The sequence below is a fragment of the Streptomyces sp. NBC_00299 genome (assembly GCF_036173045.1).
Taxonomy (GTDB): Bacteria; Actinomycetota; Actinomycetes; order Streptomycetales; family Streptomycetaceae; genus Streptomyces; species Streptomyces machairae.
Genome location: NZ_CP108039.1, coordinates 3,974,976 through 3,989,148 on the forward strand (window position 1 = coordinate 3,974,976; position 14,173 = coordinate 3,989,148).

The 14,173-nt window shown below is 70.7% G+C and carries 13 protein-coding genes; 7 read left to right on the forward strand and 6 right to left on the reverse strand.

The genetic code is table 11. The annotated features are described in order from the left end of the window. The first annotated feature begins 176 nt into the window (after positions 1-176). Positions 177-1,247, forward strand: coding sequence for a C40 family peptidase (locus OHT51_RS17190; protein ID WP_328879837.1), 1,071 nt, complete (start codon positions 177-179; stop codon positions 1,245-1,247). A gap of 71 nt (positions 1,248-1,318) precedes the next feature. On the opposite strand, the gene OHT51_RS17195 is transcribed toward OHT51_RS17190, so the two are convergent. Both OHT51_RS17195 and OHT51_RS17200 read right to left on the reverse strand, forming a co-directional pair. Continuing rightward, a complete protein-coding gene (locus OHT51_RS17195; protein ID WP_328879838.1) occupies positions 1,319-2,038 on the reverse strand; it encodes a response regulator transcription factor in 720 nt (239 codons plus the stop codon). Continuing rightward, positions 2,035-3,324, reverse strand: a complete 1,290-nt coding sequence (locus OHT51_RS17200; protein WP_328879839.1) for an ATP-binding protein — start codon at positions 3,322-3,324, stop codon at positions 2,035-2,037. The genes OHT51_RS17195 and OHT51_RS17200 overlap by 4 nt, the downstream gene beginning before the upstream one ends. Before the next feature lie 179 nt (positions 3,325-3,503). Here OHT51_RS17200 and OHT51_RS17205 point away from each other — a divergent pair, with 179 nt between their 5' ends. Together OHT51_RS17205 and OHT51_RS17210 are read left to right on the forward strand one after the other, a co-directional pair. Then, positions 3,504-4,946 carry a PspC domain-containing protein gene (locus OHT51_RS17205; RefSeq protein WP_328879840.1) on the forward strand — a complete coding sequence of 481 codons (1,443 nt, stop codon included), beginning with the start codon at positions 3,504-3,506 and terminating at the stop codon, positions 4,944-4,946. Further along, the gene (locus OHT51_RS17210; protein WP_328879841.1) at positions 4,933-5,202 is read left to right on the forward strand and encodes a hypothetical protein; all 270 of its coding nucleotides are present in this window, start codon (positions 4,933-4,935) and stop codon (positions 5,200-5,202) included. The genes OHT51_RS17205 and OHT51_RS17210 overlap by 14 nt, the downstream gene beginning before the upstream one ends. Before the next feature lie 13 nt (positions 5,203-5,215). On the opposite strand, the gene OHT51_RS17215 is transcribed toward OHT51_RS17210, so the two are convergent. Both OHT51_RS17215 and OHT51_RS17220 read right to left on the reverse strand, forming a co-directional pair. Continuing rightward, complete coding sequence (locus OHT51_RS17215; RefSeq protein WP_328879842.1) at positions 5,216-5,746, reverse strand: DoxX family protein; 531 nt, start codon at positions 5,744-5,746, stop codon at positions 5,216-5,218. A gap of 381 nt (positions 5,747-6,127) precedes the next feature. Then, positions 6,128-7,411 carry a hypothetical protein gene (locus OHT51_RS17220; RefSeq protein ID WP_328879843.1) on the reverse strand — a complete coding sequence of 428 codons (1,284 nt, stop codon included), beginning with the start codon at positions 7,409-7,411 and terminating at the stop codon, positions 6,128-6,130. A 363-nt stretch (positions 7,412-7,774) separates the two neighbouring features. Here OHT51_RS17220 and OHT51_RS17225 point away from each other — a divergent pair, with 363 nt between their 5' ends. Continuing rightward, positions 7,775-8,662: a DUF4429 domain-containing protein gene (locus OHT51_RS17225; RefSeq protein ID WP_328879844.1), complete on the forward strand. Its 888-nt coding sequence runs from the start codon at positions 7,775-7,777 to the stop codon at positions 8,660-8,662. An 89-nt stretch (positions 8,663-8,751) separates the two neighbouring features. Here OHT51_RS17225 and OHT51_RS17230 read toward each other — a convergent pair whose 3' ends face one another. Beyond that, entirely contained in the window at positions 8,752-9,558 is an 807-nt protein-coding gene (locus tag OHT51_RS17230) for a class II aldolase/adducin family protein (RefSeq protein ID WP_328879845.1), read from the reverse strand. Positions 9,559-9,716: 158 nt separating this feature from the next. Between OHT51_RS17230 and OHT51_RS17235 the strand changes: the two genes are divergently transcribed. Beyond that, positions 9,717-10,190: a pyridoxamine 5'-phosphate oxidase family protein gene (locus OHT51_RS17235; protein WP_328879846.1), complete on the forward strand. Its 474-nt coding sequence runs from the start codon at positions 9,717-9,719 to the stop codon at positions 10,188-10,190. Between the two features lie 26 nt (positions 10,191-10,216). Here OHT51_RS17235 and guaA read toward each other — a convergent pair whose 3' ends face one another. Beyond that, the gene (gene guaA, locus OHT51_RS17240) at positions 10,217-11,794 is read right to left on the reverse strand and encodes a glutamine-hydrolyzing GMP synthase (RefSeq protein WP_328879847.1); all 1,578 of its coding nucleotides are present in this window, start codon (positions 11,792-11,794) and stop codon (positions 10,217-10,219) included. Positions 11,795-11,985: 191 nt separating this feature from the next. Here guaA and OHT51_RS17245 point away from each other — a divergent pair, with 191 nt between their 5' ends. Together OHT51_RS17245 and OHT51_RS17250 are read left to right on the forward strand one after the other, a co-directional pair. Then, the gene (locus tag OHT51_RS17245; protein ID WP_328884351.1) at positions 11,986-12,399 is read left to right on the forward strand and encodes a chorismate mutase; all 414 of its coding nucleotides are present in this window, start codon (positions 11,986-11,988) and stop codon (positions 12,397-12,399) included. A 722-nt stretch (positions 12,400-13,121) separates the two neighbouring features. Next, positions 13,122-14,171: an LAETG motif-containing sortase-dependent surface protein gene (locus tag OHT51_RS17250; RefSeq protein ID WP_328879848.1), complete on the forward strand. Its 1,050-nt coding sequence runs from the start codon at positions 13,122-13,124 to the stop codon at positions 14,169-14,171. Positions 14,172-14,173 lie beyond the last annotated feature (2 nt).

Genomic DNA, 14,173 nt, shown 5'->3' on the forward strand with positions numbered 1-14,173 from the left:
GGCCAGGGGCGGCAGTCGGACACCACCGCCGAGAAAGGTCCGGCGGCGGCCCGCTCCCCCTGTGTGGGCCGTCGCCGGACGCGTCATCCGCCCGCGGGCAGTCGTGCGTCCGCTCCCCAGGCTGTCGTGGCGGACGTGCGGGACGAGGCGGTCGTACGAAAGGACGTGCAGTCCACGTGGCAGCGCACCGAAAGCCCCGTCAGCGCTCGGTCGGCGGCAGTACGGCCCGCACGGCCTGGACGATCGCCCTGGCGGGCGCGGCGACGGCGACGGGCTTCGACGGGACCGGTCACGCCGAACCGCAGCTGACACCGGCCCAGGTCAAGGCGAAGGTGGACAAGCTGTACCACGAGGCGGAGGTCGCGACCGAGAAGTACAACGGCGCGAAGGAGAAGGCGGACGCCGCCGAGCGGCGGATCAGGTCGCTCCAGGACGAGGCAGCCCGCAAGACCGAGAAGCTCAACTCGGCGCGCGAAGCGCTCGGTTCGATGGCCGCGGCGCAGTACCGCGACGGCGGCGTCGACCCTGCCCTCCAACTCGTGCTCTCCAACGACCCCGACCGCTACTTCGACGGCGCGGAGTTCGCCGAACGCGCCGGAAACCGTCAGGCGGCATCCGTCGCGAGCGTCCGCAGGCAACTACGCGAGATCGAGCAACTACGCGGCGCCGCGCGCATCGAGCTGACCTCGCTGCAGTCCCGCCGGGCGGAACTGCAAGGGCACAGGAAAACGATCACCGACAAGCTGGACGCCGCCCGCACCCTGCTCACCCAACTGACCGCCGAGGAACGCGCCCGCCTCCAGAGCGGGAGCGGCACCACCGACCGCGCGGCCCGCTCCTCAACAGGCTCCCGAGACGCCCTGACCGCTCCCGGCTCGGCCACGGCACAGGCACCCAACGCCCGCGCCGCCTCAGCCATTTCGTACGCGTACTCAAAACTGGGCAGCCCCTACGTCTGGGGCGCGACCGGCCCGAACGCCTTCGACTGCTCCGGCCTCACTCAGGCCGCGTACCGCTCTGCGGGCCTCTCCCTCCCCCGCACGACCTACGCCCAGATCGACGCCGGCCGCCGCGTCTCCCGCTCGGAACTGCTCCCGGGCGACCTGGTGTTCTTCTACTCCGGCATCAGCCACGTCGGCCTCTACATCGGCAACGGCCAGATGATCCACGCCCCGAACCCCTCGGCCCCGGTCCGGGTGGCCCCACTCGACGAGATGCCGTTCGCAGGGGCCACGCGCGTGGTGTGAACCGGCCCGGCCCGGACCCGGCCATACCCCGGCCCGCCGCGGACCTCGGCCCACCGAACCGGAGCCCGGCATCACACCAGCCGTCGCGCCGTGGCCCACCGCGTCAGCTCGTGCCGGTTGGACAGCTGAAGCTTCCTCAGAACCGCCGACACATGGGACTCGACCGTCTTGACGGAGATGAACAGCTGCTTGGCGATCTCCTTGTACGCGTACCCCCGCGCAATCAGCCGCAGCACCTCCCGCTCGCGCTGAGTGAGCCGGTCGAGGTCCTCGTCGACCGGCGGCGCGTCCGTCGAAGCGAAGGCGTCCAGTACGAACCCGGCGAGGCGCGGCGAGAACACCGCGTCGCCGTCCTGGACCCGGAAGATGGAGTCGACCAGGTCGGTGCCGGTGATCGTCTTCGTCACGTACCCGCGCGCACCGCCCCGGATCACCCCGATCACATCCTCCGCCGCGTCCGAGACGGACAGTGCGAGGAAGCGGACGGGCTGCTCGGCGTCCGCCATCAACGGGGCGCAACGGCGCAGGACTTCGACCCCGCCGCCGCCCGGGAGGTGCACGTCGAGGAGGACGACCTCGGGGCGGGTCGCGGTGATGACCGTGACCGCCTGGTCGACGTCCGCGGCCTCTCCGACGACTTCGACGCCGGTCTGCTCGGTCCGGCCGATCTCGGCCTGGACTCCCGTACGGAACATGCGGTGGTCGTCGACGAGGACCACGCGCACGTGTCGCTCGCCCGCGCTCCCGCCGGTCGACTCCACGGGCTCGTTCCCCTCGGTCGGGTCGCTCATGACGTCTTCTCCGCCCTCTCCATCTCCAGCTCGACCTCCGTGCCACCGCCGGGTACCGCCCGCAGCCGGGCCGTACCGCCGTTGCGCTCCATGCGGCCGATGATCGATTCTCTGACGCCCATGCGGTCGGCGGGTATCGAGTCGAGGTCGAAGCCCGGACCGCGGTCCCGGACGGACACGAAGACGGTCTTGCCCTCCACCTCGGCGAAGACCTGCACGGCGCCGCCCTCGCCACCGTACTTCGCGGCGTTCACCATAGCCTCGCGTGCGGCCTGCATCTGTGCGGCGATTTTCTCGTCGAGCGGGCAGTCACCGACGACCACGACCTCTATGGGAACGCCGTGCTTGTCCTCGATCTCCGCGGCATTGCGCCGGACCGCGTCGGCGAGGTTGGTGGGTTCGTCGGCCTCGTCCTTGCCGGTGCCCTCGGGTTTGTAGAGCCAGGTGCGCAGGTCACGCTCCTGGGCGCGGGCGAGGCGGCGGACCTCGTTCGCGTTCTCCGCGTTGCGCTGGATCAGCGTCAGGGTGTGCAGCACCGAGTCGTGCACGTGGGCGGCGACCTCGGCCCGCTCCTGGGCGCGGATGCGCATCAGGCGCTCTTCGGAGAGGTCCTGGGTCATCCGGACCAGGTACGGGCCCGCGAGGAGTGTTATGCCGACGAGGACCGCCAGCGCCGCCTGCAGGACCGAGCCGAGGTGGGCGGCGGAGCCCTGCAGGACGAAGATGCCGGAGACGCCGGCCGTGACCAGCACGACGCCGCCCGCGGCACGCAGCAGCGTGAGGGTGTGCCGGCGCCGTCCGACCTCCATCCACCGGGCCCGGCGGGCGTTGTCCGCCTGGCGCCAGACCAGGGCGACGCCCGCGCCGACGAGCACGGCGGGCAGAAGATAGGCCTTGGCACCGCTTCCGAGGTCCACGCTGCCGACGAAGACCATCGCCACGACGACCATGAGGAGCAGGGCGACGATCTGCCCCTTGTCCGGCTTGCGGGCGACGAGTCTGCGGCGGCCGTCTGTCGCGGTCTCGGTGGTGAACGTCGACGGCTTCTGGGCGTCGACGCCGCCGACGCCGAGCGGCACGAAGAACCAGAACGCGGCATACAGCAACGCCCCCAGTCCGTCCGCCATGAACAGGCCGACGAAGACGAGGCGCACCCAGATGACGGGCAGGCCGAGATGCCCGGCGAGCCCCCGCGCCACGCCCCCGAGCCAGCGACCGTCGCTGCTGCGGTAGAGCTTGCGCGGCGGCCGCGGTTCGACGAGTGGCGCTGCTGCGGCTTCCGGCATGCCATCGATGTTCACACGGTCGGAGCACCGGAGCATCAGGGTCGACCCCCGATACTCCCCTGATCTTCGACCATCACGGCCTCGAACGCTTCCCCCGCAGCCACCTCAGGGCCGATATCAGGGTCCGACCAGGGTCATTCCGACTCCCGCCACGCCGACCCGCCCGTCACCATGGACACATGACAGATCACCAGCACGCCGCGGACTCCGTGCCCGAGCCGGACGCCGTGCCCACCGCGGGCACCGCGTCCGACGCGGCACCCGCGAGCGCCGCGGGTGAGGAACCCCGCGGGCGCCCGGGCGGAGAAAGCGGAGAAGCAGCCCCGTCCGAGGAAGCGGACACACTCGACTCGCCGCACCGGTTCCGGCGCGACCGCCGGCACAAGATGCTGGCCGGTGTCTGCGCCGGGCTCGGACGGCAGTGCGACATGGACCCGGTGATCTTCCGGATCACCCTCGCCGTCCTCTCCGCGACCGGCGGCATCGGCCTCATCTTCTACGGCTTCGCCTGGCTCCTCGTCCCGTACGACGACGAGGACGAGAACGAGGTGCGCAAACTGCTGACCGGCCGGGTGGACGGCCAGGCGCTGACGGCCGTGCTGTTCGCGCTGGTCGGCTGCGGCGTCCTGCTGACCCTGCTGAGAAACGGCGGTGTGCTGGTCTTCGCCGTGGTCCTCTCCCTCCTCCTCGCGGGCGCCGGCTACTGGTCGCGGCACCGCAGCACCCCCGACCCCGACCCGCTCGCCGCCCAGGCCGTCGCCGACGCCCCACCGGAGGCTCAGGCCCCGCCCGTCCCCGCCGCCTTCTCCTCCTGGTGGCGCGAACCCATCGTCAAGGACGGCACGCACGAGGGCGGCACGGGCTATCTCTGGGGCCCCCGCGACTCCCGCGACCGCGACATCGCGGCAGCGGTCAACATCAGCCTCGGCAGCACCTGGAGCAGCCGCCAGGACATACGCACCCGTCACCCCCAGCAGCCGAAGCAACGCGGCCCCCGCTGGATCGGCGGCTGGGTGTTCCTGCTGGCCCTGCTCGCGGGCGCGCTCGGCACCAGCGCGACCTGGTCGGGCCGGGCACTCGGCACCAGCCTGCAGACCGGCCTGGCCTGCGCCCTGCTCGTCCTCGGCCTGGGCATAGCGGTGAGCGCGTTCCTGGGCCGCACGGGAGCGGGCTCCATATTTCTGGCGATCATCACCGCGGGCATGCTGGCCGCCTCGGCAGCACTGCCCAAGGACATCAGCACCCACTGGATCGAGAGAAGCTGGCGCCCGGCGGCCGTGACCGACGTCCGGCAGCAGTACGACCTGGGCACCGGCGTCGGCACCCTCGACCTGACCCGCCTGAACCTCACCGACAACCAGACGGTGACGACAAGAGCAGACGTGGGCGTGGGCCAACTCAAGGTGATCGTCCCCAAGGACGTGACCGTGGAGGTGAGCATCGACGTGGGGGTGGGCGACATCCAGCTGCCGGGTGACGACAAGCAGGACGTGGACGTGGCACCGGGCAAGCACAAGGAGCTGACCCTGACACCGGCCAAGGGCACCAAGAAGGCGGGCACGCTGGACCTCGACCTGAGCGTCGGCGTGGGACAGGCGGAGGTGACCCGTGCTACGTCATGAGTTCCAGCCCGGCCGACTGGTCGCCGGCACCTTCCTGACCCTCGCGGGCGTCATCTACATCGGCGACGCGGGCGACGCCTGGGAGACCCCATGGTTCGTGGTGATCCCCATAGTGATCGGCGGCCTCTGCCTGGCAGCCGCGGTAGCGCTGACGACCCGAGGACTACGCAGACGCCGCAGCTCCCTCACCACGCCCAAAGCCCGCCCCCCATCCCCGGACCTGGACCCGAACTCAAGCCCGGACACACGCCACTGACGCCACCCGCGAGCTACCGATAGCCCCCGGTCCGCTGCCGTCGCCGCCTGTGAAATGCGGCATCCACCGAGAACATGGGGGCGCCTGCCAGCACGAGAGGCAGCCAGGCCATCAAGTAGGCCAGGTCATTGCCGTAGTAGTAAGGATCGGAGGCCCAGCTCACCGTCAGCCACAGACTCAGCGAGATAAGCGCCCCACCGAGCGCCGCCAAACGGGCGAACAGTCCGATCAGCGTGCCGATCCCGACGGCCAGCTCACCGAAGGCGATGGCGTAGCCGAACGCGACGGGACTGTCCAGAGCCAGGTCGACCATGGCCGGAATCGCGGAGGAGTCCCGAACGGCCCGCATCATGTCGCCGATCGAGCCCGCTCCGGAGTCCTTCATGAAGGCGCTGTCGGTGAGCTTGTCCAGGCCGGCATAGATGAAGGTGACTCCCAGGAAGACGCGGAGCGGAAGCAGTGCATACCGGGTGGCGGAGTCCCGCCAGTTCCGGTCGCCATCTAGGTAAGGGGGGTGCGTGTCCGAATGCATACCGTGAGTCATCGCCCGTAGCCGCCTCTCGCCCGCCGTGCCGTGACCCCTCAAAAAACGATACGTACGCAGTGGCTGCGCCGCTCAACCCGAATTCTGGGACCTCCCCCGCCCGAAGAGAACCCTGCGTCGCCCCCTACCGGCGTCGAAGGCGCACCCCCGCGGCGCCGCAGTCGCCCACGGCGGCAGGAGGACGTGCCGGGGGGTGTCCGCCCACAGCGGCCGGCGTCAACACGCGGCACCCTCCCTGCCCAACCCCAACCGCCGGTCCGAGGACGGACACCCCCGGCACGGCCCCGCCCCACCACACACCCGCAGGCGCTACGCGAACCCCCACCGAAACAGCCACAGGCCCCGGCAGGCATCGCGCCGCCCAACCGCCGGAGGCAACCGTCAATCAGTCACATCAATCGCATACCGATTGGTCTCCACCCCCGCCGCAGTAACCACCTGCACGTCCACCCGCCCAGGCTCCACCTCCACCGGCACAGGCACAGTGAGCACCGCATCCGTCGGGTTGCTGAACCCCCCGCTCACCGGCACCAACGGCACATGCACATGCACCGCCCCGACCCGCACGACCATCCGCGACAGCCGTTCCGCCCCCTGAGCCCCCGGCGGCACGAACCCGGCCCCCCGAATCTCGATGTCGTCGCCGGTACGGATAGGCGCGTCCAGATCCCCCGCCTCCCGCGCCCGCACCACGGAAAGGATCACAGGCCGCCCCCCTTCCGCGTACTTCCCGGCCACATAGGTGGCCGCCGAGATCAGCACCACCACCGCCAGTCCCCACGGCAGATCGGGCAACTGATCCGGCCGCCGCCCCAACCGCACCGCCGCGAACAGCAGCGCAACCCCACCGATCACGACGTACTGGATGTCGGCGAACGTCCCCCGCCCCGCGTCGTCCGTCAGCAGATCCGCCGCCCGGGGCCGGTCCGCCCGCAGCTTCTGCAGCCGCTGTCCGAGCACCCGTACCCCGACGACCCGCCGCACGAGCACCGCGATCGCACACACCACGGCGAGCACGGTCACGACACCCGCGCCCCGCCCCAGGTCAAGGCCGGCGATCAGCGCATCGCGCTCCGCGTGCCCGGACGCCACCGCCAGCTGCCCCACCAGCACGAGCACGGCGTACGCGACGAAGAGCACCCACGCCCCGGCCACCGCACGCGACGTGGACAGCCGGTTGTCCTCACCGATGACGGGCGCCAGCGCCCCGCCCCGCGCCCGGTGGAACCACGACGCGGCGGTGAGCGCCCCGGCCGTCACCAGCGCGGCCAGCAGGCCGGCCGTACGCGCGGCCGTCCACCCCGCGCCGATCGCCGTGAACGCCTGCCCCAGGAGCAACGCCACGACCAGCGCCCAGACCACACACGCCGTACGCGACCACAGCCGCGCCAGCCACGCCTCCCCCTCGGCCCGCCCCCGCTGGGCGACGAGTTCCGCGGACTGCGTCAACTCCTCGGAGACCCACTGCCGGGAGGCGGAGACCGAGTGGGCCACGGCCGCCGGCAGACCCTGCCCGGCCGCGAACTCGTCCCGTTTCAGCAGGAACTCGGCGACCGCACGCCGATGCCCCGCCCGCGCCCCGTGTGGACAGTCCCCGCAGGTGCAGCCACCCCCATGCGCGCCCAGCACCGCGCCCGCCCCCTGCCCAGCCTCCTGCACCGCCACGCCCGACGCCCCGCCTTCCCGACAACCCTCACGAACCTACGAACTCACGAACCTACGAACTCACGACCCACGAATCCACGAACCCACGACCCTCAGAGCCAGCCCTACGCCCTTCGCAGGCCCCGAAAACCCTCATGGCCTTATAGCCCCATGGCCCACCGATCGGCAGCCCGATCTCAGATACCGGCCATCGCCGTCTCCGCACATCGCTGTCTTCGGCCATCTCCGCATCTCCGCACGACCGACAACTCCCGCACGACGACGACGAATTGTCCCGCACCCCGCCCGCTCCCCACCCGGCAGGTCCGGTCGGCGCGGGTGAAGACAGGGCCACCGTGTTGACCCGGCTGCGAGAATTTCTCCATGGCCGAGATCATCCAGCGCGACGGGACCTGGGCCTTCGACGGCACAACGGTCCGGATCACGCCGGGACTCCACCGCTCCGTGCCGCTGTTCCGGCAGACGTACGGAGAGATCGCCGTACCCCTGGAAGCCGTCGCGAGCATCGTGTTCGAGCCCGAGCGCAAGCGCGGACGGCTGCGCATGCGGCTGCGTGAGGGCGCCGACCCGCTCCTCCAGGCGACCGGCGGCCGGCTCCCCGACCCCGCCGACCCCTATCGGCTGACGGTGGACGTCGACCGTGCCGGGGTCGCCGAGTACGTCGCCGAGGAGATCCGCCGCGCGCTGCTGCTGGACCAGATCCCCAAGGAGCCGACCAAGGCCTACCTGCTCCCCGGCCCACCGGTCCCGGTCTCGGTCCGTTCCTCGGACGGCACGGTCTCCTTCGACGGCGTGCAGGTGCGGATCGACTGGTCGGACACCTCGGAGCGGGTCAAGCGGGCGACCGGCCCGCGCATCATCGACGTCGGCGACCTCGTCCAGGTCGAATGGCTGCCCAACTCCGGCTACGAGGACGGCTTCCTGCGCTTCGTGACCAGGGAGACGGTGTTCTCCGAACTGCCGCCGGAGAAGGACCCGTACGCCCTTGACCTGTGGGGCAGCGCCCGCCGTGACCTGCTCACCGCCCTGGTCGCCACCGCGGTCACCGCCCGCCTGCCGCACCCGTCCACCCGTCCCGGCGTCGAGGACCCCACCGACCGCCGGCAGCTCGCGGCCGCCGTGCCGCCCCGAGTCGACCACCACGACGTACTCCTGCGCAGACTGCGGGAGTTGGGCGAGCTGCACCGCGACGGCGTGCTCACCGACGAGGAGTTCGCGATGACGAAGGCGGTCGTCCTGCGGGGCTTCTGACGGCCCGCGCAGCCGGCCGGCCCGCATGGGCCCCCCACAGCGCCCCCGCAAACCGGGAGCCCTCCCCCGAGCCGGAAGCCTCTGGACCCTCAGCTCAACAGGTCCGGCTCACTGCGGCTGATGTCCTGCCACAGCGGCTGATAGTTGATCCACGCCACCAGATCCCCACCCAGCTGCTCCCGCGTGGCCACGGCCTGCCGATGCTCGATGAGGACGGGACGCCCCGCCGCCCGTGCCGTCAGCTGCACCTGGCTGGAGCGTTCCATCGACAGGAACCACCAGGCCGCCGCGTCCACCGAGTCGCCGACGGTCAGAAGGCCGTGGTTGCGCAGCACGAGGGCCTTGCGCGAGCCCAGCGCGGTCGCGATGCGCCGGCCCTCCAGGGCGTCGACGGCCACGCCCGAGTAGGCGTCGTAGAGGGCGTGGTCCTCGTAGAAGGCACAGCTCTCCTGGGTGATCGGGTCGAGGAGTTCACCGAGCGCCGCGAGAGCCCGCCCGTGCACCGAGTGGCAGTGGGCGACCGCGACGACGTCCGGGCGGGCGGCGTGGACCTGGGAGTGGACGGTGAACGCCGCCTGATTGACGTGGTACCGGCCCTCGATCACCTGCCCCTCGGAGTTGGCGAGGACCAGGTCGCTGACGGTGACATGCCTGAACGGCATTCCGAAGGGGTTGACCCAGAAACAGTCGCTGAACTCCGGATCGCGCGCGGTGATGTGCCCGGAGACTCCGTCCTCGAACCCGAGCCGCCCGAAGATCCGCAGCGCGCCCGCGAGCCGCTCCTTGCGGTGCCGGCGCTCGTCCTCGACCGACTCGTGCATGGGCGGCATCGCGAACTGCAGGCGGTCGGTCGGCAGGGGCGAGGGCGGGGTGGACCCGAGGGGCGTCCCGTGCATCTGTCCTCCAGCACTGGGTTGCTTACGGGGCGGAAGTTACCGTCGGTCAGCGCAGGAAAACAGAGTTGTTCTGTAAAGATGACGCACGCAACGCTCGCGGGAGCCGGTTGGGCGCATACCCGACAGCAGATGTCAGGTATCGGCGCCACACTCGCCGTATGACAGCGAACTGGGCAACCTTCACCGCGGCTGAGCCGGACCTCGCCCGCATCGCGGAGGAGCGCTTCGGCGCCTTCACGCACCACGTCCTGGCCACCCTCCGCAAGGACGGCTCCCCGCGCACCACCGGCCTGGAGGTCCGTTTCCTGAACGGCGAGCTGTGGCTCGGCATGATGCCGGACTCGCTCAAGGCCCTCGATCTGCGCCGCGACCCGCGGTTCGCGCTCCAGGCGAACCCCGGGGAGGGGCAGTCCATGGGCGGGGGCGACGTACGGATCGCCGGGCGGGCGATCGAGGTCGAGGACCCCGGGACGAAGGCCGCATACGGCGAAGAGGTGGAACCGCCGGAGCCGTTCCACCTCTTCCGTACCGAGCTCACCGAGGTCGTGAGGACCTACATCGAGGACGACAAGTACCTCGTCGTCAAGATCTGGCAGCCCGGCCGGCCCCTGCGCACGATCAAGCGCACCTAGGGCCTGCCCCACTCAACAAAAGGGGCCTACTCCCACTCGATGGTGCCCGGCGGCTTCGAGGTCACGTCGAGGACGACGCGGTTGACGTCCCGCACCTCGTTGGTGATCCGGGTCGAGATCTTCGCCAGCACGTCGTACGGCAGCCTCGACCAGTCGGCGGTCATGGCGTCCTCGCTCGACACCGGCCGCAGGACGATCGGGTGGCCGTAGGTCCGGCCGTCACCCTGCACGCCCACGCTGCGGACGTCCGCGAGCAGGACCACCGGGCACTGCCAGATGTCACGGTCGAGACCGGCGGCGGTGAGCTCCTCGCGGGCGATGGCGTCGGCCTCGCGCAGGAGGTCGAGACGCTCCTTGGTCACCTCGCCGACGATGCGGATGCCCAGGCCCGGGCCCGGGAACGGCTGGCGCTGGACGATCTCGTCCGGCAGGCCGAGCTCCTGGCCGACCATCCGGACCTCGTCCTTGAACAGCTTGCGCAGCGGCTCGATCAGCTGGAACTCGAGGTCCTCGGGGAGGCCGCCGACGTTGTGGTGGGACTTGATGTTGGCGGTGCCGGTGCCGCCACCGGACTCGACCACGTCCGGGTACAGGGTGCCCTGGACGAGGAACTCCACCGCCGGGCCCTCGTCCGCGATGATCTCGGCCTGCGCCTGCTCGAAGACCCGGATGAACTCGCGGCCGATGATCTTCCGCTTCTCCTCGGGGTCGGACACCCCGGCGAGCGCCTTCAGGAACCGCTCCTCCGCGTCCACGACCTTCAGCTGTACGCCGGTCGCGGCCACGAAGTCCTTCTCGACCTGCTCGGTCTCGCCCTTGCGCATCAGGCCGTGGTCGACATACACGCAGGTCAGCTGGGCGCCGATGGCCTTCTGGACCAGCGCCGCCGCGACGGCGGAGTCCACGCCGCCGGACAGCCCGCAGATGGCGCGCCGGTCGCCGACCTGCTCGCGGATGGCCGCGACCTGCTCCTCGATGACATTGCCGGTGGTCCAGTCCGGCTTCAGGCCCGCGCCGCGGTACAGGAAGTGCTCCAGCACCTGTTGGCCGTGCGTCGAGTGCATGACCTCGGGGTGGTACTGGACGCCGTACAGCTTCAGCTCGTCGTTCTCGAAGGCGGCGACCGGGACCACGTCCGTGGAGGCCGTCACCGAGAAGCCCTCGGGGGCGGCGGAGCAGGCGTCGCCGTGCGACATCCAGACGGCCTGCTCGGCGGGGGTGCCCTCGAAGAGGGTGGAGGACGACTTCGACACGTGGAGATCGGTACGGCCGTACTCGCGCGCACCGGTGTTGTCGACCGTCCCGCCCAGGCTCTGCGCCATCAGCTGGAAGCCGTAGCACATGCCGAAGACGGGGATGCCGGCCTCGAAGAGCGCGCGGTCGAGGCGGGGGGCGCCCTCCTCGTACACGGACGAGGGGCCGCCGGAGAGGATGATCGCCGCCGGGTTCTTGGCGAGCATCTCGGCGACCGGCGTGGTGCTCGGCACGATCTCGCTGTAGACCCGGGCCTCGCGGACGCGACGGGCGATGAGCTGGGCGTACTGCGCACCGAAGTCGACGACCAGGACGGTGTCGGGGGCGGCTGCGGGGTTCGCTGATGACACGGGTTGCCTTCCGGCGGTGAGCGAGGTGTGTGTGGGGCCGAGTCTACCGGGGTCCGCGGGGCCCCTCCCGGGGCAAGCCCCGTCTCAGGATGCGAACCCCTTTGGACTCCCCCGCGCGGCACGGCATACTGGCCCCATGCTCACGCACCCGACCTTCCTCTTTACCTATGGCAACCGGCCCACCGGCTGCCATGGTCGTGCTGCTTGAGCAACTGACAAGCGACTTCCCAGGCGCCCCGGGCCGACAAGGCCCGGGGCGTCTGGCGTTTCCGGGTCCTGCCGCCCCGGGGCGACCCCAGCCCTTACAGGAGCCCCGAATGACTGCCACCGCCGCCGAGAAGACCGGCGCCCGCACCCCCGAGGCCGCCGGCGTGATCACCGGTGCCCGTGAACGCATCAACGCGCTCGACGACCGGATCATCGGTCTGATCCAGGAACGCATGGCCGTCTCCGCGGTGATCCAGGAGGCGCGGATCACCTCGGGCGGCCGGCGCGTGAACCTCTCCCGCGAGATGGAGATCCTCAACCACTACAGCGAGGCGCTGGGCAAGCAGGGCACCTCGCTGGCGATGACGCTTCTGGAGCTGTGCCGCGGTCGGATCTGAATCCACGTTCCGGGGACAGACGTACGCATCCGCCCTCACCCGTCCGGAGCGTGACACCTCTCCGGCCCCTTCGTTGGTACCGGTGTCCGTGCCAGCCAGGGGCGGGCCCGAAAGAACCACGCGTGGCTCGCTGGGGCGATGTGGCGTACGGATCGTCCCGTGCGTCGTGGGACCTCGCTCCAGGAAAGTGACCGGACGGCAGGGGACAGCAGCCCGGTCACCCAAGAGAACGGTCGGCTCCGGGGACGCCCGGGGCCGGCCGGCGGAAGGGGCAGGACGGAGTAACGCCGGGATCGAGCGGTTGCGGTGGCCCCACCCGTCCAGCACGATGCGTAGAAAGCTCCAAGCCCCTCCGTAGGACACCTGCAATTCCCTCGGCCCTGCCGTGCGCTGACGCACTGCCGGCGGCCGCGGCCCCCAGGTCCAGCGGCGCAACCCCCCGGCGCCGCTCCCCAGGCACCGACGCTGCCCTGACGTCGGTGCTGACGAAAGAAGGGCCCCGCGGCTCTGTCCCGCGGGGCCCTTCTCATGCCGCCTCATGCCGCCTCATGCCCGCCATGTGACGCAGGCCACATAAGAAACTTGTTAGTGACGGTGCAACCATTCACAGCCGTCACTGATCAAACCGTGCGTACCAAGGGCCACTCCCGCGCCCCACACGCGGAGGCCTCCCTGTATGCGCGTGCTGCGACATCGCAGCACTCCGGACTTTCGAGGTCTTCATGAAGCTTCGCCGTGCCCTGGCCGCTGCGGCCGCGACGGCAGTCATAGCGCCGATCGCACTGCTGTCCGCGCCGGCTGCGTTTGCCACGGACGACACTGCGACGCCTACGGCGTCGGAGAGCACGCCGGCCGCCGAGGAGAGCACCCCCGCGGCCGAGGAGAGCACGCCGGCCGCCGAGGAGTCGACCCCGGCCGCCGAGGAGAGCACGCCCGCTGCGGAGGAGAGCACCCCCGCCGCGGAGGAGAGCACGCCGGCCGCCGAGGAGTCGACCCCGGCCGCCGAGGAGAGCACGCCGGTCCCGGAGGAGAGCACCCCCGAGGACGACCCGTCCTGGAACCCGTACGAGGACTGCGAGACCTTCGACCTCGACGACAACCTCAAGGCCGAGATCTCGGGCCTGCCGAGCAAGATCGTCGCGGGTTCGGGCTGGCACAACTTCGAGTTCGTCGCCACGAACAACTCCGACAAGGACCTGGAGAACGTCTGGATCGAGGCGTTCACCGAGTACGCGGAGGAGAACGCCGACGAGTCGCTGTACCTGGACATGGCCGAGATCCAGGTCAAGCAGGACGGCAAGTGGACCAGCAGCTACCAGGACTTCTACAAGGACGAGAACGGCGAGGTCGTCTTCACCGGCAGCTTCGTCGCCTCCCTGGACAAGCTGGAGGCGAACTCCTCCTCCACGCTGGACCTGCGTGTGCGCGTGAAGTCGTCCGCCCCGGCCGGTTCGTCCTTCGCGCTGAGCCAGGCGATCTACGCGGGCGACGACGCCGCGTGCTACGGCAACGGTGAGTTCTACGAGTTCACCGTGCTCGCCGCGGGCAGCAACCCGGGTGACGTCGACCCGGCCGACCCGACCGGCGAGAAGCCCTCGGGCATCGACGGCAAGAAGCCGCAGGGCGAGGTCCAGGAAGTCAGCGGCAACCTCGCCGAGACCGGCGCCGACTCCAACCTCCCGGTCATCGGCACGATCGGCGGCGTCGCCATCCTCGCCGGTGCCGGCGTCGTGTTCGCCATGAAGCGCCGCAAGGTCGGTGCGGAGGCCTAAGC

Bases quoted from the DNA above. Each gene is read 5' to 3' on its own strand.
- OHT51_RS17195 (WP_328879838.1), bottom strand. From the start codon at position 2,038: ATGAGCGACCCGACCGAGGGGAACGAGCCCGTGGAGTCGACCGGCGGG.
- OHT51_RS17200 (WP_328879839.1), bottom strand. From the start codon at position 3,324: ATGCCGGAAGCCGCAGCAGCGCCACTCGTCGAACCGCGGCCGCCGCGC.
- OHT51_RS17205 (WP_328879840.1), top strand. From the start codon at position 3,504: ATGACAGATCACCAGCACGCCGCGGACTCCGTGCCCGAGCCGGACGCC.
- OHT51_RS17215 (WP_328879842.1), bottom strand. From the start codon at position 5,746: ATGACTCACGGTATGCATTCGGACACGCACCCCCCTTACCTAGATGGC.
- OHT51_RS17225 (WP_328879844.1), top strand. From the start codon at position 7,775: ATGGCCGAGATCATCCAGCGCGACGGGACCTGGGCCTTCGACGGCACA.
- OHT51_RS17230 (WP_328879845.1), bottom strand. From the start codon at position 9,558: ATGCACGGGACGCCCCTCGGGTCCACCCCGCCCTCGCCCCTGCCGACC.
- OHT51_RS17235 (WP_328879846.1), top strand. From the start codon at position 9,717: ATGACAGCGAACTGGGCAACCTTCACCGCGGCTGAGCCGGACCTCGCC.
- OHT51_RS17245 (WP_328884351.1), top strand. From the start codon at position 11,986: ATGGTCGTGCTGCTTGAGCAACTGACAAGCGACTTCCCAGGCGCCCCG.
- OHT51_RS17250 (WP_328879848.1), top strand. From the start codon at position 13,122: ATGAAGCTTCGCCGTGCCCTGGCCGCTGCGGCCGCGACGGCAGTCATA.